The organism is Cytobacillus kochii, from assembly GCF_044790165.1.
Lineage (GTDB): Bacteria > Bacillota > Bacilli > Bacillales > Cytobacillaceae > Cytobacillus > Cytobacillus kochii.
In genome coordinates, this window is the sequence record NZ_CP085254.1 from 3,682,656 (window position 1) to 3,700,562 (window position 17,907).

At 36.5% G+C, this 17,907-nt stretch carries 20 protein-coding genes; 6 read left to right on the forward strand and 14 right to left on the reverse strand.

What is annotated here, in order from left to right:
• Nucleotides 1-49: 49 nt before the first annotated feature.
• The 4 genes from LG276_RS18795 to LG276_RS18810 form a co-directional block, all read right to left on the reverse strand.
• Nucleotides 50-175 carry a paeninodin family lasso peptide gene (locus LG276_RS18795; RefSeq protein ID WP_224937966.1) on the reverse strand — a complete coding sequence of 42 codons (126 nt, stop codon included), beginning with the start codon at nt 173-175 and terminating at the stop codon, nt 50-52.
• Complete coding sequence (locus LG276_RS18800; protein WP_251163330.1) at nt 135-2,099, reverse strand: asparagine synthase-related protein; 1,965 nt, start codon at nt 2,097-2,099, stop codon at nt 135-137. Before LG276_RS18800 ends, LG276_RS18795 begins: the two co-directional genes overlap by 41 nt.
• 221 nt (nt 2,100-2,320) lie before the next feature.
• A complete protein-coding gene (locus LG276_RS18805) occupies nt 2,321-3,142 on the reverse strand; it encodes an endonuclease I family protein (RefSeq protein WP_251163329.1) in 822 nt (273 codons plus the stop codon).
• 340 nt (nt 3,143-3,482) lie between these two features.
• A complete protein-coding gene (locus tag LG276_RS18810; RefSeq protein ID WP_251163328.1) occupies nt 3,483-4,124 on the reverse strand; it encodes an SDR family oxidoreductase in 642 nt (213 codons plus the stop codon).
• Nucleotides 4,125-4,226: 102 nt separating this feature from the next.
• Between LG276_RS18810 and LG276_RS18815 the strand changes: the two genes are divergently transcribed.
• Complete coding sequence (locus tag LG276_RS18815; protein WP_224937970.1) at nt 4,227-5,219, forward strand: TrkA family potassium uptake protein; 993 nt, start codon at nt 4,227-4,229, stop codon at nt 5,217-5,219.
• Here LG276_RS18815 and LG276_RS18820 read toward each other — a convergent pair.
• On the reverse strand, nt 5,216-5,623 hold the full coding sequence (locus tag LG276_RS18820; protein ID WP_251163327.1) for a YugN-like family protein: 408 nt from the start codon (nt 5,621-5,623) through the stop codon (nt 5,216-5,218). The genes LG276_RS18815 and LG276_RS18820 overlap by 4 nt on opposite strands.
• Nucleotides 5,624-5,819: 196 nt before the next feature.
• Here LG276_RS18820 and LG276_RS18825 point away from each other — a divergent pair, with 196 nt between their 5' ends.
• Entirely contained in the window at nt 5,820-6,389 is a 570-nt protein-coding gene (locus LG276_RS18825) for a peptidase G2 autoproteolytic cleavage domain-containing protein (RefSeq protein ID WP_251163326.1), read from the forward strand.
• Between the two features lie 191 nt (nt 6,390-6,580).
• On the opposite strand, the gene LG276_RS18830 is transcribed toward LG276_RS18825, so the two are convergent.
• The 3 genes from LG276_RS18830 to yugI all read right to left on the reverse strand — a co-directional run bounded on the left by LG276_RS18830 (nt 6,581) and on the right by yugI (nt 10,008).
• Nucleotides 6,581-7,930 carry a glucose-6-phosphate isomerase gene (locus LG276_RS18830; RefSeq protein ID WP_251163325.1) on the reverse strand — a complete coding sequence of 450 codons (1,350 nt, stop codon included), beginning with the start codon at nt 7,928-7,930 and terminating at the stop codon, nt 6,581-6,583.
• A 315-nt stretch (nt 7,931-8,245) separates the two neighbouring features.
• Nucleotides 8,246-9,409 (reverse strand): iron-containing alcohol dehydrogenase, encoded by a 1,164-nt coding sequence (locus tag LG276_RS18835; protein WP_251163324.1) that lies wholly within the window; start codon nt 9,407-9,409, stop codon nt 8,246-8,248.
• Between the two features lie 194 nt (nt 9,410-9,603).
• Nucleotides 9,604-10,008, reverse strand: coding sequence for a S1 domain-containing post-transcriptional regulator GSP13 (gene yugI / locus LG276_RS18840; protein WP_095372077.1), 405 nt, complete (start codon nt 10,006-10,008; stop codon nt 9,604-9,606).
• Between the two features lie 191 nt (nt 10,009-10,199).
• Here yugI and LG276_RS18845 point away from each other — a divergent pair, with 191 nt between their 5' ends.
• Both LG276_RS18845 and LG276_RS18850 read left to right on the forward strand, forming a co-directional pair.
• Entirely contained in the window at nt 10,200-10,484 is a 285-nt protein-coding gene (locus LG276_RS18845; RefSeq protein ID WP_251163323.1) for a helix-turn-helix transcriptional regulator, read from the forward strand.
• Between the two features lie 193 nt (nt 10,485-10,677).
• On the forward strand, nt 10,678-11,514 hold the full coding sequence (locus tag LG276_RS18850) for an alpha/beta fold hydrolase (protein ID WP_306470103.1): 837 nt from the start codon (nt 10,678-10,680) through the stop codon (nt 11,512-11,514).
• A 19-nt stretch (nt 11,515-11,533) separates the two neighbouring features.
• Here LG276_RS18850 and LG276_RS18855 read toward each other — a convergent pair whose 3' ends face one another.
• Complete coding sequence (locus tag LG276_RS18855; RefSeq protein ID WP_251163322.1) at nt 11,534-11,797, reverse strand: DUF1871 family protein; 264 nt, start codon at nt 11,795-11,797, stop codon at nt 11,534-11,536.
• A gap of 88 nt (nt 11,798-11,885) precedes the next feature.
• Between LG276_RS18855 and LG276_RS18860 the strand changes: the two genes are divergently transcribed.
• Nucleotides 11,886-13,055 (forward strand): MalY/PatB family protein, encoded by a 1,170-nt coding sequence (locus LG276_RS18860; protein ID WP_251163321.1) that lies wholly within the window; start codon nt 11,886-11,888, stop codon nt 13,053-13,055.
• Between the two features lie 47 nt (nt 13,056-13,102).
• Here LG276_RS18860 and LG276_RS18865 read toward each other — a convergent pair whose 3' ends face one another.
• The 3 genes from LG276_RS18865 to LG276_RS18875 all read right to left on the reverse strand — a co-directional run bounded on the left by LG276_RS18865 (nt 13,103) and on the right by LG276_RS18875 (nt 15,620).
• The gene (locus tag LG276_RS18865; protein WP_251163320.1) at nt 13,103-13,675 is read right to left on the reverse strand and encodes a GNAT family N-acetyltransferase; all 573 of its coding nucleotides are present in this window, start codon (nt 13,673-13,675) and stop codon (nt 13,103-13,105) included.
• 253 nt (nt 13,676-13,928) lie between these two features.
• Nucleotides 13,929-14,489 carry a superoxide dismutase family protein gene (locus tag LG276_RS18870; protein ID WP_224937976.1) on the reverse strand — a complete coding sequence of 187 codons (561 nt, stop codon included), beginning with the start codon at nt 14,487-14,489 and terminating at the stop codon, nt 13,929-13,931.
• A 387-nt stretch (nt 14,490-14,876) separates the two neighbouring features.
• On the reverse strand, nt 14,877-15,620 hold the full coding sequence (locus tag LG276_RS18875; RefSeq protein ID WP_281203089.1) for a peptidylprolyl isomerase: 744 nt from the start codon (nt 15,618-15,620) through the stop codon (nt 14,877-14,879).
• 147 nt (nt 15,621-15,767) lie between these two features.
• Here LG276_RS18875 and LG276_RS18880 point away from each other — a divergent pair, with 147 nt between their 5' ends.
• On the forward strand, nt 15,768-16,148 hold the full coding sequence (locus tag LG276_RS18880; RefSeq protein WP_404292495.1) for a kinase-associated lipoprotein B: 381 nt from the start codon (nt 15,768-15,770) through the stop codon (nt 16,146-16,148).
• A 421-nt stretch (nt 16,149-16,569) separates the two neighbouring features.
• Here the strand turns inward: LG276_RS18880 and kapD are convergent, their stop codons facing one another.
• Nucleotides 16,570-17,184 carry a 3'-5' exonuclease KapD gene (gene kapD, locus LG276_RS18885; protein ID WP_373370963.1) on the reverse strand — a complete coding sequence of 205 codons (615 nt, stop codon included), beginning with the start codon at nt 17,182-17,184 and terminating at the stop codon, nt 16,570-16,572.
• 380 nt (nt 17,185-17,564) lie between these two features.
• On the reverse strand, nt 17,565-17,768 hold the full coding sequence (locus LG276_RS18890) for a hypothetical protein (protein ID WP_224937981.1): 204 nt from the start codon (nt 17,766-17,768) through the stop codon (nt 17,565-17,567).
• Nucleotides 17,769-17,907: the final 139 nt, after the last annotated feature.

Consider the following 17,907-nt stretch of genomic DNA (forward strand, 5'->3'; position numbering starts at 1 on the left):
TAAGAAGCCCTTATCCATAAGCGCACAAGGACCGTTTCCTTTGATGTGCTTACGAATGATGAATCGTTTCATCTTCATCTGGTTGGACAGCATCAGGGATTTTTAATCCTGGTCCTCCCATTGTTCTTTTTATTTCAAGTTCTTGCAAAATGGGTGTTTGCCAAATTTTTGTCACTTGTTTCACCTCCTTTAATAAGAAAACGGTAAAGAATGAGTGTCCGCATCGCTATGCGAAAATCATCATCAAACACTTGGTTTGCTTGTGGTTGCTGAATACGCTTTAGATGGTTCCGGATGACTGACACATCGATAAAGTGTTGAATGCGCTGATCGCTTAGTGCTTTTTCCATTTCATTTAGAAAAGTCGACCAATTTGGTAGTAGACGCAGCAGCCCATCTGCACCTTGCACACCCTTGCTTTTCACATTTAATCGATTAAGATTCGGTAAATATCCTTTCGTTGCTCTACGGATAAAGGCACGATTGAATCCATTTTTCACAAATTGATCCTCTGGAAGAGATAAACAAAAACGGACCACTCGCAAATCATCTGTAGGATCTCTAGGAATTACTCCATATTTCAAAGCCATTTTTGCGCCATATACCCCTGTTGTATGCCAATAATAGAGGTCATTGAATTGTTTTTCCCTTACTTGATACGCATTAGTTAGTCCGTTCCCCGCTTGGTCAATGCCGTTATCTCTTAATTTTTCATACACCTTTGTTTGCCTTGCAAATGCGGGATGAATAAATTGTGGAAAGGGATGCCCCCGATTCACATGGGATGCTCTTATTTTTTTATTTATAATAGCCGACCAAACTTTTTTTCGATTCACACCTAAAGCGATACTATAGGAATTAGTCTCTTTAAAAAAATGTAATAATCGATACTTTTTAAGAAGACTTGCATAATAATCAAGTGCTGGACCCCAAGAAATGGTCCAATTGCCTCGTTGGCCATTGAGAAGAATACCTATATCCAAAGCTGATGCTTGTTCGTAAATCCCTCGTAACCAATACGTATTATCGAAGTATTTATAAGGTGATTCAATCACATTCAACCACTCATCCATTTCTGTATAAGCATTACGGTCAGAGAAAGATAAGAAGTGCGGAACGAGAGTAGGGTATAGCTTAAGCATCTCTTCAATCCATGGTTTTTCGTTTGCTTGTCTGCTTTTGGGTGTCCAATCGTCAAACTTGGGGATAGGGATGTAACTGAAAGTATGTAATGGTTCCCCTTGTAATGATTTGGCCGCAAATGCAGTGACTGTACCTGAATCCAACCCTCCACTTAAATGAGCACCTTTTCCCTTAAATGTTCTTAATTTAGAATTAACCACTTTTTGAAATAATTCTTGAAATGCTTCAATATATTGTTCATCATTCTTTAGTTTAAGCGGTTCTCTTTCTTCTAGTAGGTGACAGTATTGTTTAATCTGTGTATGATGTTTCGTTATCGTGATTGAGTGTGAAGGTGGTATTTGATAGATAGATTGATAGACCGTTGAGGTTAAATCTACTGATTCTATCGTTAATGGATTAGCAAGATATTCAGCGATCCAGTTCTCATTATATGTATCTTCTACTTCTGGTAAAGTCAGTAGTGCACCCATAGTCGATGCGAATGAGAAGAACAAAGCATTTTTAGTAAAATATAACGTTCTCGTCCCTGAGAAATCTCTAGCTCCAAACCATGTTTGTTTTTTGTCATTCCAAATCATGAATACAAAGTCACCGACTAAAAACTTGGGACAATCTTCCCCCCATTTTTCATAGGCATTTAAAATCAGTTGACTATCGGTAATCATATATCTCTCATACTTCCGAATATTTAATAACTGGTATAAGTCTTCGCGATTATCAATAATACTATTGCATATAATAGCTAACCCTTTTTCACGATTATAATAGGGAATTTCCTCACCCCTAGATTGCGGTGTAATCCAATTTAAAGAACAACTTAAGAATAGGCGGCGCTCTCTTATTGTTTGCACCTGATCATAACGGAACCCTTGAAACTGTTGTAACATCCTATCCCCGTAATAAACGGGAATTTCCCACTCATTGAAGCTCCATATCCCGGCAATTGCTGTCATGCGCTACCTCCCTCTTTGTTAGTTCTTTATAAAGAACATATAAGTACTTTTAAACTAACATCATACAAATCAACTGTCAATATTGTTTTTGATACAAATGACTTATTTTTTTCAATTGAAGTTCATTTTTGTTTAAGGCTAAAATAAGCCTTCCTCTCATCTCGTAAAGTAAAAAAAGTCTGATAGAACTGTAAAATATCTACAGTTATACCAGACTTACACTATTCCACTTTGTTTTCATCACCCCAAATAGCAAATGCCCATTCAGGATGATCAATGAAAGGATTGCGGTTATTTTGAAATTCTTCATAGATTAATTGATTTCTACGTTGTTCATTCTCATCTACAGGGTCCTCTTTATGCCACTCTAACAAAACGGATAATTTTCCATGCAAAGGCGTGCGTCCATTATTGACTCTATCGTTCAATTCTAAATCTAACTCGCCAGCACCTCCCTCATAACGTACCGCCATATAAAAAAGCATTCTGGCAATATCACCCTTCACTTCATCACGAGGTTCAAAAGAATCATAATCATAATAATTACCCTTTGCTTCCTGATGTTCTTTTCCACCATAATCAAAATCTAAGTTTCCTCTAGAAGCATTTACACTTACATCCGTCGGCCTTAAATGATGCAGGTCTGTTCCTACACCTGGCTCAGTATCAAATCCACCATGGGATTTTGCCCAAATATGTTCACGGTTCCAGTCATCTGCATCTGGACCTTTTAAGTCCTTGTCTTGCGATCTTCCACTATAGAATAAAATTACATTGTCACTATTTTGTGGATCTTCATCTGTCACCATTAACGCTTCCCATACCTCACGATAAGTCAGTTCATTATGATCATCTATAATCTCATGAAGTGCTGCTTTTAATTCATCTGCCGTTTTCCCTTTTGCCTCTTTATAATAGTTACTATCAACCTGATAATCATTTGTTGTTTGGTTTCCCTCTGTAAGTGGGGATTCCCCTCCTGGCGTACAACTAACTAACAAGCTCAATAAAACTAATAATGGGATAAATGAACGTATGCCCATTGTTTCCTCTCCTTCATAAAGTACTTAAAAGAATATTATCTATGAAAAATAAATATTTGAACAGCACCAACAGTAGGGTTTTATTTAATAGAAGTTTTCCGCCCCTTCCTTCAAAGGAAATGCATGATATATGCTGAAAGTAATATCTATTGGAAATGTCATTTTAGGCAGCTGAGTACTTCGGGGAAATCCTATATGAAGAAGAAAAATCCATGCAACGGAAAATTACATACAATTTGTTAGAAACTTGTTGTTTCCCAAATGAAACTAGAGCAAATCCTCTATTAGAACTTGCTCTAGTTTCTTTCTATTTATTATTTCCATGTCTCGGTATTTTTTTCTAAAACCCTTTTAGCGCCTCACCTATCATTTCCTCCCCTGTAACAAGGTCGAATGATTTATGAATGGTCTGATCATTATGAAGGACCTCAACGATTGTTGCAGCCACATCTTCACGTGGAATTGTATTTCGTTCAAGAGAAGCAGACGCCTTCACTTTTCCTATTCCTGGTTCATTTAATAAGCCGCCTGGACGTACGATGGTGTAGTCTAATGAGCTATTCATCAACATTTTATCAGCATAATGTTTAGCTGCCATATATGGCTCGATCGCTGACCATTTTTCTCGGTCATTCGCATGTATAGCACTAACCATCACAAATCTAGAAACGTCGGCTTTTTCCGCTGCTTCGATTGCTTTACCTGCGCCGTCTAAATCGATGAGCAATGTTTGGTCATATCCTGTATGACCTCCTGATCCTGCTGTGAAGACAACAGCCTCACACCCTTGCATAGCCTTAGCCAATTCATCAACCGTACCAGCTAATGATGCATGGACCGCTTCCATCCCACGGTTTTTAAAATCGGTTAATTGTTCTTCTTTTCTTACCATTGCTACAGGTGTATCACCGGTTGTTTCACTTAATTTATTCATCACTTGTTTACCAATTTGCCCGTTCGCTCCTATTACTAATACTTTCATTCTAATTCTCCTCTCTTCCTTTTCATTTATCGGTGAAAATCGTTTATGAAAATGGTTTTTCACCTATACTAAATAATACTATTTTCTAGGGGAGTTTATAAAATGCCACATTATCTGTATTCTTATTTCACTCGCTTACCATTGGTCTTTCGCATACTCATCATGGCACTGATGACAATTATCCTATTTGGCGGTTTTGTTCACTTATTAGAGCCGAATAGCTTTCCTACTTGGTTTGATGGTATCTGGTGGGCTGTCATAACTGCTTCAACTGTCGGGTATGGTGACTTTGTGCCTCACTCTGTTGTCGGAAGACTAGCAGGAATTGTCCTTGTTTTGACAGGAGCAGGTTTTATTGCTTCTTATTTCGTTGCATTGTCTACTGCCGCTGTCGCTAAGCAAAATGACTATATTCAAGGAAATTTCCAGTTTAAAGACCATGATCATATTATTGTCATCGGTTGGAATGCTCGTTCGAGAGAAATTTTGAAAACGATATGTAGCTATGTTAATAGCGTACCCGTCACATTAATTGATGAAACATTGGAGGAAAACCCATTACCCCACCAAAACCTTCATTTCGTCAAAGGGAATCCACAAAGAGATGATGTGCTCATGAAGGCAAGTGTAATGGACGCTAGACAATTGATTATAACCGCTGATCAAAACAAAGACGAACACCAAGCAGATATGCACAGTATCTTGACGTTAATTGCTGTTAAAGGAATGAATCCATCCTTACCTTGTATTGTAGAAATCCTAACAACTGAACAGATGAAAAATGCGAAGCGAGCTGGCGCAGATGAAATCGTGCAAACGAACTTATTAACAAGCTTTGTCATGATTAGTAGCCTTTCTTCAAGAGAAATGGTTACAGCATTTCTCAGTTTACTAAGGCAAATTGATCAAAGAAGACTAGGTATTGAGCCCGTATTAACTGACCATATTGGGGCTAATTTTCGTGATGTGAGTATTAGCTTAATGAATGAAGATATATTGATTCTGGGCATCAAACGGGGAGAAGAAATGATTGTTCATCCCCCTCACCCGTTTTCACTTCAGTCAGAGGACATGCTTATCACGATAAAAAATTAATATTGCAAAATCCCCTCTAGTTCTTTAACAAGTTCTTGGCCTATAGCTACATATCTTTCGGTAACTTCTCCATCCTTATCAACTGGTGCCTGAAATTGATTAAATGAGGCAGAGAAATTACCGATATTTGCATTATTTTCATCAATATTGCTCTCGTAAATATGTGATAAGAGATAAGGTGTTCCCAGTTCTACTGTACAATTGCTCGTATCTAATTGACCATCTATAGACTTGAAGGGTATACGTAAGAAATGATAACCATTGTTCGTATCAATTTTGTAATCAAACGCACCATGATCATAATCCCAATTCCCTCCAATTGTATAACCCATTGGTTTTAATAACTGCTCCAGTTTAAACAAGTGATATTGCTTTCCTTCGATATTAGAATGAATTTCTCTCATTGCTTTCATTCCTTTCAACATCATATTTTGCTTAGTTTTACCCTATTCCCTCTCACTAATACTATCGCTTTTCACTTCTCTTTAGGCCTTATCTCATTTATCCATACAGATCGAAGCTAGTCATTCTGAGGGAATTGACACACAAGCTTCAGAAAATGCAAGTCATGCGGAAGGCTTTAGCGCTGACTATGCTGAAATGTTTGAAACGATTGATGGAAACAGCATTACACCAGGTAGATTTATCACATTGCAAGGTAAAAAGGTGAGAATAGCAACCAGTGCTGACAGCTATATTTTAGGGATTACAAGTGCTGCTTCCGCCATTAAGGGGGATGCCGCTGAACTGCATTGGCATCATAAGTATCTAAAGGATCAATGGGGACGCACTCAATATGAACAAATACACATTGACCCAAATGATGAGAACCTCGCAAAGTTAACGCGTGTAGCACCAAAATTAAACCCCGCAAACGATTCCAAGCAATTTTATTTACCAAGAAGCAAACGTGAAGAATGGGTAACAGTTGGATTACTTGGTCAATTGCTAGTGACTGATGATGGTAGTTGTTCAATTGATGGTTACTGTTTACCGAATGATGAAGGGATTGCCACATTTTCAGAAACAGGTTACCGCGTGATGGATAGAATTAGTTCTGATCAGATACTAGTCATGTTTAAATCAATGGATCATTTTCAAGGGGTTGGCAAGTACGATGGAAGGATCCATATAGACAAGGGAGAGATGCTTAACTATAAAAGAACATAGACGAGTCCCCAATCAATTGATCATTTCAACCACAAAAGCTAGCTAACTTGAAATTACCACTCTTAGATCAAATCTTCATACATAAGAGACCTTTTAATCCGACGTCACAAATCACATCTAACGATCAGTCTTTTGATTTTTTAAAACAAAAAGAACTCGTCACCTGACGAGTTCTTTCTTACTTTAATTCGTTATTTCAAGCGTTCTTCAAGCTCTTTTTTCTTCTCTTCATAACCTGGTTTACCTAGCAATGCAAACATATTTACTTTATATTCTTCCACACCAGGTTGATCAAATGGATTTACACCAAGTAAATACCCGCTAATAGCACAAGCTTTTTCAAAGAAATAAACAAGATAACCAAAAGTGAATGCATCCATTGCAGGAATCGTTATAATGAGGTTAGGTACATCGCCATCTGTATGGGCAAGCATTGTTCCTTGGAATGCTTTATGATTCACAAAATCAATCGATTGATTAGCTAAATAGTTTAAACCATCTAAGTCATTTTCAAGGTTTTCAATTTTCACTTCATGTCGTGGTTTCTTCACTTTAATAACTGTTTCAAATAAATCTCTTCTACCTTCTTGCACATATTGACCAAGTGAATGAAGATCAGTAGAAAAATTGGCAGATGAAGGATAAATGCCTTTTTGATCTTTTCCTTCACTTTCACCAAATAATTGCTTCCACCATTCTGAAAAGTATTGTAACCCCGGCTCATAATTAACAAGCATTTCAATGGTTTTGCCCTTATTATAAAGGACATTCCTTACTGCTGCATATTGATAGGCGATATTCTCTTCTATATCGGCAGAACTTAACTCTTTACGAGCAGCTTCAGCTCCTTCCATTACTTGATTAATATCAATATTCGCAACGGCAACTGGTAGTAATCCAACGGCTGTTAGCACAGAGTATCTTCCACCAATATCATCCGGAATAATAAATGACTCATAGCCTTCTTCATTCGCTAATGTTTTTAACGCGCCCTTTTCTTTATCAGTGGTAGCGTAAATTCGTTTTCTCGCTTCCTCTACGCCATATTTCTCTTCTAATATTTTTCGGAATAAACGAAAGGCAATTGCTGGTTCTGTCGTTGTTCCAGATTTAGAAATGACATTAATAGAAAAGTCTTTACCTTCCAATAAATCGATGACATCATGAATATAACTAGAGCTAATATTATTGCCTACAAAAACGATTTGAGGTGTTTTCCTTTTTTCTTTTGAAAGAGCATTATAAAAACTATGTTGTAACATCTCAATAGCAGCTCTTGCACCAAGGTAAGAACCACCAATTCCGATTACTAAAAGAACATCTGAATCTTGCTTGACTTTTGTTGCTGCCTGTTGAATTCTTGCAAATTCCTCGCAATCATAATTTTTCGGTAAATCTACCCACCCTAAGAATTCATGACCTGCTCCTGTTTTATTTTCTATAGCGGTATGCGCTGCTGTTACCGCTCCTTTTAAGTATGATAGTTCATGCTCACTAAAAAAGCTAAACGCTTTCGTATAATCAAACTGTATATGAGTCATCGTTTTTCCTCCGCTTATGTATTTCATGAATCAATAGTCCTCTATCACTTTATCGAAAGACAAGGAATTTTTCAAGAATCAGTCTTTGCCACCGACGGTTTGAACAACCAGTTTAACCGTTATCTAGTTCATGATTACATCATTTCCAAAAATAAGGTTTATAACCCATCACTCGTGCTTAAGCAAAAATTATCCTTTCACCTTTTTTACTATGGGTGTATAAGGCAACTCACACCAGGTGACCACAATTCCATTAAACCCAAATATGATAAGAACCTATAAAGAAAGCTCCCGTTTCACACGAGAGCTTCATCCTTATAATGCTGAACGATAGATTGAAAGAACATCCTCTTTATCTAATACTTGAAAACGACCAAAAGGACCATTATGAACGGCTTTATTTGCCATATCTTCTAGCTTGCTATCGTCTATACCATAATCTGATAATTGTTCGGGTGCATCAATACTGTTCCAAAAAAGTCTTAAACGAGCAATTCCTTCTAATGCGACTTCCTCATCTGTTTTGCCTGTTGGATCAACTTCAAACACTCTTATTGCTAATTGTTTCATTCTCTCAGGCTTGGCATGTAATGTATGCTTAATCCAATGAGGGAATAAAATGGCCAAACCGCCACCATGAGGGATATCATAGACTGCCGATACAGCATGTTCAATGTTATGAGTTGCCCAGTCTCCTTTATAACCCATATTGAGAATACCGTTTAATGCCATTGTACCGCTATATAAAATGGTCGCACGATGCTCATAATTTTCTAAGTCATCTATTAGTTTTGGAGCTGTATCCATTATCGTAGTTAAGAGAGATTCGCACATACGATCTTGAAAGTCCGTATTTTCTTCTAAATGGAAATAATGCTCAAGTACATGAGACATCATATCGACTATGCCATAAATCGTTTGGTCTCTTGGCACTGAATATGTATGTTCTGGATCTAAAATTGAAAATTGAGGGAAAACAGTCGGGCTTCCCCAAGACAATTTTTCATGTGTTTCCCAATTGGTAATGACCGCTCCAGAATTCATTTCAGAACCCGTTGCAGCTAATGTAAGGACGGTACCAAAGGGAATCGCTTCTTCCATTCTTACTTTATTCGTCACCATATCCCAAGCATCACCAGCAAATTTCGTTGCTCCAGCAATGGCTTTTGTACAATCGATGACACTCCCGCCACCAACAGCTAGAATGAAATCAATTTCTTTCTCGCGGCAAATATTCACACCTTCACGAACGGAAGAAACACGAGGATTTGGATCAACCCCACCTAGTTCATACACTTCTGCATCCATTTTCTCAAGCTCATTCATTACCTTATCGTATAGACCATTCCTTTTAATACTTCCACCACCATAAACAACCAGCACCTTACGGCCAAAAGGAGAAATCTCTTCGCTTAATTTACTAAGTTCACCTTTACCAAAAATCAATCTCGTTGGATTCCAAAATGTAAAATTCTCCATTCTTTTCACCTTCCTTTTTTGTTATTATCATTTTTTTTACTAAGGATTGCAAAGAATACATCTTTTTTTATTTATTTTAAAAAATAAAATAAATACCTCTCTGTCATTGTCTCTTCCGAGGAACTAAATGATTCTTTCTTTCGACAAAAAAGACACCGAGATTTCCCCGGTGTCTTCTGTGAAGCTGAACTAGATTATTTTTTAATTAAATCTTCACGCTCAGATTGTGCAATCCACTCTTGCAATTTATCTTTTAGTGTATTGAAACCTTGGCTACCATTATCCTCTACTTTTTGAGCTACAGGATTATTTGGGCGTTTGCGAGGTTTTTTCTCTTTTTCGGTTGGCGCTGGTGCTTCTTGTGTTGCACGAATAGAAAGGCCGATTTTTCCAGCATTTTCATCAATAGACAGTACTTTTACTTGTACTTCATCTCCAACACTTAAATGTTCATTAATATCTTTAACGAAGCCATGAGTAACTTCTGAAATGTGAACAAGTCCTTGTGTATTTTCATCTAATGCAACAAAGGCACCATAAGGTTGAATACCTGTTACTTTTCCAGTAATCACGCTGCCTACTTCAATTTTCTCTGACATGGGAACACTCCTAATTATTAATATTTTATCGTTTATATACGCAATAAAAAATTATATCATACTCTATAGCTAATATCAAAAGTAAAATGGATAGTCAATAAATAGTCACAATTAATTAACGAAATATTCATACAATTACCCATTAAAAAAGATGATTGGTGGTAAAATAAAATATAGAAGGGGGGATAAAAATGAATCACATTGATGAAAACATTCGCTTAGTCCGTGAACAACATGGGTTAACAAGATTGGAACTTGCAAAAAGAGCGCGGGTAGGTAGTGCAGTAATCGAAAGATATGAGTCAGGTATTTCCACCCCAGATACGCTAACAATCCTCAAGCTATGTACAATATTGGACATCCCAGTATCAACTATTACAAATCCACAAGTTGACCTTCAAAATCAGAACGAGTTCAACCATCCTATGCTTCATCAACAGGATATAAATGAAACTATTTCCAATTCTTACGTATAAACATGTAGGTTTTCGGGAAGGCTTATATTGTAAGTCTTTCTAGAATTCCCCCTTTGTTGAAGGCAATCTGTTATAGGATTGCCTATTTTTTATTTTATGCCTCAGATAAAATGTTTCTCCTTGTAAGCAATGGCTACGAATGATATGACTTATAGTAACACCTTACATCACTGTAAAGAAATGAGGACAACCATTGCCAAACGATAAAATGCTTCTAAATGGAAATGACTTTTATTATGAATATTACCCACACCCAACCCCTAAACGATCATTTGTATTATTGCATGGGTTTCTTTCTTCCAGCTTTAGTTTTCGAAAGCTCATACCATTGCTACAAAAAGAAAATACAGTACTCACAATTGACCTGCCACCATTTGGGAAGAGCGGAAAAGCAAAAAAGTTTATCTATTCTTATGAAAATATTGCTTCAACTGTTATTTTACTTCTTGAAAAATTATCTATTCAACAAATCGTGATGGTTGGGCATTCAATGGGAGGACAAATTTGCCTAAACATTGCTCATCAAAGACCAGACCTGCTTGAGGCTGTAGTCTTATTATGTAGCTCTTCTTATCTACCGAGAATGCCAGCAAAGTATGTTTACGCAAGTCACCTCCCTTTCTTTTCTCATTTTGTAAAAAAATATCTTGAAAAATCAGGTGTAGAAAAAAACTTAAACAACGTTGTTTATGAAAAAGAAATGATTGATGATGCCATGAGGGATGGTTATCTAGAACCATTTTTAAACAAGGATATCTTCTATTCCTTAGCGAGAATGATACGTGACCGGGAGGGAGATTTGGATGAGACCTTATTAAAAACAATTAACACTCCTTGTTTACTCATATGGGGGGAGGCAGACAAGGTGGTCCCACTCTCTATCGGTCAAAGATTACAAGGAGACCTACCGCATAGCGAATTACATATCCTTAAGCAGGCAGGTCATCTTATACCCGAAGAAAAGCCTGAGGAGATTGCAGCAATTATCGAACAATATTTACAGAAAAAAGAGAATGGTGGGCTAAGATAATTTTTATTCCATAACCCATTTATTCAATTTCGCAAGAACTATTATTTTTTATCACCAGGAGTTTCTTTGCATATTTTTTACATTGAGCAAGAGGAATTACTTCATCAAAAGAGAATTCATATATAGCTTGGATGTTATGGGCCAATTCATTAGTATCGTCAACAGTTTGTACTACTTGGAGGATATCAGCTATTTCCGTATCGTAATTACCTGTACCGATATGAAATGGGTCCCAATCATTTAAACAATCAACTAACAAAAGATTCATTTGTTGTGTATTCATTATTCATTCACCTTATTATTTTTCATTTATGTTTACATATCTTATCATATAGATAGAAATCGATAAATAAAGAAATGGTGGGATAGAAGTGGAAAATCAATATTTTCATGAAATTTTTGATCGTAAAAATACGTCATCAGTGAAGTGGGAATTGACCAAAATGGTTTTTGGAGAAGAAGACGTCCTTCCAATGTGGGTCGCAGATATGGATTTCAAACCGCCTAAAGAGGTAACAAATGCCCTACAAAAACGTTTAGATCACGGAATTTATGGTTATACATTTGCCTCCCCATCCTTACCAAAAGCAATCAAGGATTGGGTAAGTGTTCATCACGGCTGGGATATTCCACTGCAGTCCATATTATACAATACCGGTGTGGTTCCATCTTTGGCAGCAGTCGTACAGACCTATACAGAAGAAGGGGACAATATATTAATACATACCCCTGTTTATCCGCCGTTCACAAATGTCATTGAAAGTAATCATCGTAAAGTTTTACGGTCTCCACTTCAGCTTGTTAATGGACATTACAAAATTGATTTTGATGACTTTGAACAGCAACTCAAAAAAGGTGCGAAAATGTTTATTCTCTGTAATCCTCATAATCCTGGAGGAAATGTGTGGTCAAAAGAGGATTTACAGAAGATCGGTGACTTATGTATCGCTTATGATTGCTTAATCCTATCAGATGAAATTCATGCAGACCTCGTCTATAAGCCCAAAAAACATGTCGCTATCGCTAGCTTAAGCGAGGAACTAAGAGACCAGACGATTACATGCATTGCACCAACGAAAACTTTTAATATTGCTGGGTTGCAAGCATCCGCCCTTATCATTCCAAATGAGACATTAAGGAAAAAATTTGAAGATTTTCAAGCAAGACAAGGCTTCCATCAATTATCCATCTTTGGAATGGTCGGCATGGAAGCTGCTTATACCCATGGAGCAGACTGGTTAGAAGCTTTACTCTCCTATTTACAACAAAATATCCAGAGTGTAAAAAGTTTTATAGAAAAAGAATTGCCTGATATTGATGTCGTTGAACCAGAAGGGACGTATTTAATCTGGCTAGATTGTCGTAAACTCGGCTTATCTGATGATGACATTCAGCTGAAGCTTGTAAAGAAAGGAAAACTTGGATTAGAGCCAGGACCAAAATATGGCCCAGGTGGTGAAGGGTTTGTCCGTATGAACATCGCCTGCCCTCATGATATACTTATGGATGGACTTCACCGTTTAAAAACAGCATTTTCATAAGGATTCTGTAAAAAACATGTCGGAAAAACGATCTCCGACATGTTTTTTTATTTCAATAAATTCTCTTTTAAATGCTTTTTTATTTCTAACCAATCTTCTATTGTCACACTATACATCACTGTGTGACGAATTTCTCCATTCCTACGAATCATATGATTGCGTAATACCCCCTCCTTCTTAGCACCTATTCTCTCAATTGCCTGTTGTGATTGGAGGTTCTCATGGCCAGTTTTTATTTGTACTCGATTTAATTTCAGTTCTTCAAAACAATAAGATAATAAAAGGTATTTACAGTTTGTATTGATGGCACTGCGCCAATAATGAGGATGAAGCCATGTTGAACCGATTTCTAACCTTTTATGGGTAAGGTCCACATCTAAAAACCAGGTACAGCCAATAATTTGCTGCTCCTTTTTATTAAAAATAACAAAAGGGAACTCTCTTCCTTCTTCACGCTTTTTGATACCCGCTTCAACATATGTAACGACATCACTATATTGGGTTAAATCGACTGACATATGTGTCCAAATTGACTCGTCTTTCGCTGCCTTGTTTATCCCTTCAATATGACAAGTTTCCATTGGAATCAGTTGTACTACACTATTTTCTAGTAGCTTCATAAAGTCCCCTCCCTTTACCCTATTAAAGCATATTTACTATAAAATAAATATTCTTTTTACATAATATTCTTACTTTTATTCACGCAATGATTTTCATAAATTTTATTTTAAAAAACTTATGACTCACTTCGCTCACTTAATGGTTTACTCTCTTCCATCGATAAACCAGCCTAGTTTTTTATCGTTTCCTAAGCAATAAAAAAGAACAAATCCCTTCTAGAATTTGTTCTTTCTTCCATTCATATAATATTGGTTAACTCTTACTATTTTGTGCTTCTTTCTGCTTTGGTTCTTTGTTCTTTGAAACCACTCCACATGCAATTCTTTCCCCTGAGTCGCCAGAAGGCTGTGTCATTCCATCATCTGTTTTTTCATCAATGACAATAGATGTACCATCTTTTGTTAATAATGAAGACTTGTCATCTTTCATTGTAACTTCAGCTGCAACTAAGTCTGTCTTCACTTTCCCATCATCTTCCACAATAATATTAGGTAAATCTCCCGCATGATGACCATCTTGATTCAGTAAACCATGATCTTTATCTTCGGGATTAAAGTGATTACCAGCCGATTTAAAATCAGGAGCCTCACACTCACCTTTCTCATGGATATGAATAGCATGATCCCCAGGGGGCAGACCTTTTAAATCTAAGCCTAACTTGACCCCACTGGCCTGCTCTTCTAATTTAATCTTACCAAGAGAATCCCCTACTGCGTTAAACATTTCTACATCTACCTTTTTTACTTCCTGTTCTGTACAACCCATTAATAAAACAGATAGACTAAATAATAAATAAACTATCTTCTTATTCATAAAGAAAGCCTCCAAAAAGAAAATCATGCACTTAGCTTTTCCCAATCCAAAAAAAATACAACCACTACTCAAAGTGGTTGTCGAAAAGTTTACAAACATGAAAGTTGCCTTCAATCAACAGAGGAGTTTTTACTTTTTTGTTTTAATTGGTCTTCGAGTTCGCGTGTTTTTTCACTCTCTTTTTTTGAGTGGTGAATAAACCATCTCATTACAAATCCTGCGAGAATCATAAAGGCAACTAACCATATAACGGCCGGAATATATTCTGTCTTGTCTTCTGGAAAATAAAGAAATAAAGAAAACACATAAGTTTGAAGCACGGCTATGTTCCTTTCTTACTTTCGTTGATATCCTTATTATAACAGTCGATGTAATCTATACCAACCTTTATTCGATGACTTGTATTTTCTCAATAATCACGTCTTCTACTGGTTTATCGTTTTCATTTACTTCTACTTGTGCAATTTCATCAACAATATCCATCCCATCTATCACCTGTCCAAAAACAGTATGACGCCCATCTAGCCATGGCGTTCCACCATTTTCCACATATTTCTCAATAATGTCAGCTGGATATTCATTATCTTTCATTTGTTGTTCTAGGCCATCCCCTAATGTTGTATTCTGAACAATGAAAAATTGACTACCATTTGTATCAGCACCTTTGTTAGCCATCGATAAGGCACCGCGAATATTAAATAATTGATTAGAAAACTCATCCTCAAAGTATTCCCCGTAAATACTTTCTCCACCAAGTCCTGTGCCTTCAGGGTCTCCACCTTGGACCATAAACTCTTTCATAACACGATGAAAGATAACGCCATCATAATAGCCTTCTTTACTATGAGTGATAAAGTTTTCTACTGTCTTAGGTGCAATATCGGGGAAAAGTTTAATCGTAATTTCGCCTAATGATGTTACCATCTTAACGACCTGCTCATTTTCCCCTACTTCATTGGAAAGCTGTGGGAAACCTTTTACTTTAGCAGTTTCGCCTGTATCATCTTTTTGTGTTTTTTCCTCTGCTGTTGACTTGTCCCCTTTGTCTGCATCAGCTGTATCGTTATTCTCACCACAACCAGCAAGTAATAAAAGAAGCATTGCAAATAAAACCAACCATTTTTTTCTCATTATCTCACTCCCAAGCGTATGTATTATACTACCATTATTTTAATATTGTACCGGTTTGTAAAGAGCCTATCTATCTGTTTTATGGATTGTCTTTCATTTCTTTCTCATTCATAATATAGGCAAGATCAATTGTTAGGAGGTACATCAATGAGTGAATTAAAGATTGGAGATAAAGTTACCGGGATATACAAAACAGGGAAATATATTGGAGAAATCACAGACATCCGTCCGCAAAGTTATTTGGTAAGGGTCTTAGCAGTGCTGAAGCATCCTACACAAGGTGATCTTCATCACCCTAAAGAAGTAGACGGCGGTTTCTTTCAAGAAAGAAGAGCCTTGGCATATAGGGAACAAACGAATGTCCCTTTAAAAATGGTGAAACCTTTTACCGAAGAAATTCCCGACTATCAAGTTTCACTTCAAGATGCTATTGAAAAAATGCGTGCAGAATTACTTACCAAAAGCACGGAATGGGCAGAAAAAAGCTTAATGAACTTAAAATCATTAGAAAAAGACTATTTTAAATAATTGTTTTTAAACGAACTGTCACAGATTGAGTCCTAAATCACATTTAGTCATTTAGGACTTAAATCTCCCTTAACAGTCCCCCTCTCTTTTGCCCTCAGTTCTGGCTGATTTGAAATCATTTATGTGGGCATTGCTTATCTGTACTCCGTATTTCTAGTTAGCTCCTTTGCTCTTTTGATATTTGCCGTTTCTAAAGTAGTATGTATGCACTACGGCTTGATGACCGTCATTCCTTCTGTCACTTCACGAATCCAATGCAAGCTAGCACTTGATTAAGTGGAGTAGATTAGCAGCAGTACTGTAAAAACAGCGACTTTATTTCTTTCGCCGTTTATCACTTTGACCACTTTTTTTGCATAAGGTTTGATATTAAAAACAGGTTTTCATGCAAAAAAATAAGACTCAATTTTACTTTGAGTCCTTACACATGTTGCTTCAACAGCTTAGAAAAATCTATGACGTCCCCGATTGTAGCAGGCTTCGGTTTCTTTAGATAGCGCTTATCTTTTTCCACAAGCTTAAAGATCTGATAAGTCGTTAAGGCATCATCCAATGCTTTATGGTGCTTCCCCGTGCCTTCTTTTCCATACTCTTGCACAGCCCTCCATAAACCTGTCTGATTCTGATTACCGAAGAATCGTTTATACTCCATTGATAAATCTATTTCTTTACCATCAAAGGGAAACGGTAACTCCGTATGTAAACAATTATTTCGCAGCACCTTCATATCCATATTTCCCCATGTAACGATTTTTAAGGAGGAGACAGTTGGTATTTTCGAAAACTTTTCTAGCATTTGCTTAAAAGTGATTCCTGTATCAACCTGTTGTTGAGAAATTTTCAAAAATGAGCTACACCTTTTAGATAAATGAGGGTACTTAATTGGTTTCACATAAGATGAAAACTGGTCAACGATGTTTCCACCCTCTACCAAAATATAGCCCACTTCAATGATTTCAGGATAAAAACCTTTCCAATTCCGTTCTGGCATTGTAAATTCAAAATCAATAAATAAATATCTTGCTCCTTCCATCAGCTGTGACCCCCCTTTTTACGTAAATAATAAGAAAAGATCCCTTCTTTATAAACGGATTTTATCGTGTACTCTTTATTGTTATTATAGCATGCTATTTTTTTATTTTTCAGTTATTTGAATTAAAACCTAAATATACTCCATCATATTCCTGACTGTCCCAAATATGTACTTTTTTATTTCTCATGTTATGTACGGTCATTTTAGAAAATCCCCTTCCCTATATAAACCAACGAAGTTATGCATAGTATTTGGGATTGCATTATTCATTGGTAATCTCATCATCATTGTTCAAATAAAAAAGATCCGAGCAAAGTCAAATTTGCCCGGACCTTTCAAGTCTCATTAGTCGTCTTTAGCCACGTATTTTTGGAAAAATTTTTTCAAGACACTTCTCTAATTTTCACGTACTCTCTTGGAGCAAAATCAGATACATCCGCTTCTATTTCCAAATTACTCCATTCACTTTCATACTTTTTAGGTTGATCTGCCTTCAGTTTATTTGACATTTCCTGTGATTCAACGAACCATGCACTGCAGAAAATGATGGCAAATATGCCTATAGCAGTTATTATTTTCCCAAACATTTACAAACCACCACCTAAAAATAGTTTGTATAATTATTCGTTTTTTTATTCATTTAAAAAATTTTTGCCAAATATCGACGTGTTTCTACTTATTTATAAAGTTTATGGGGAATCCTACTGTTAGGGATTTCTTCAATGC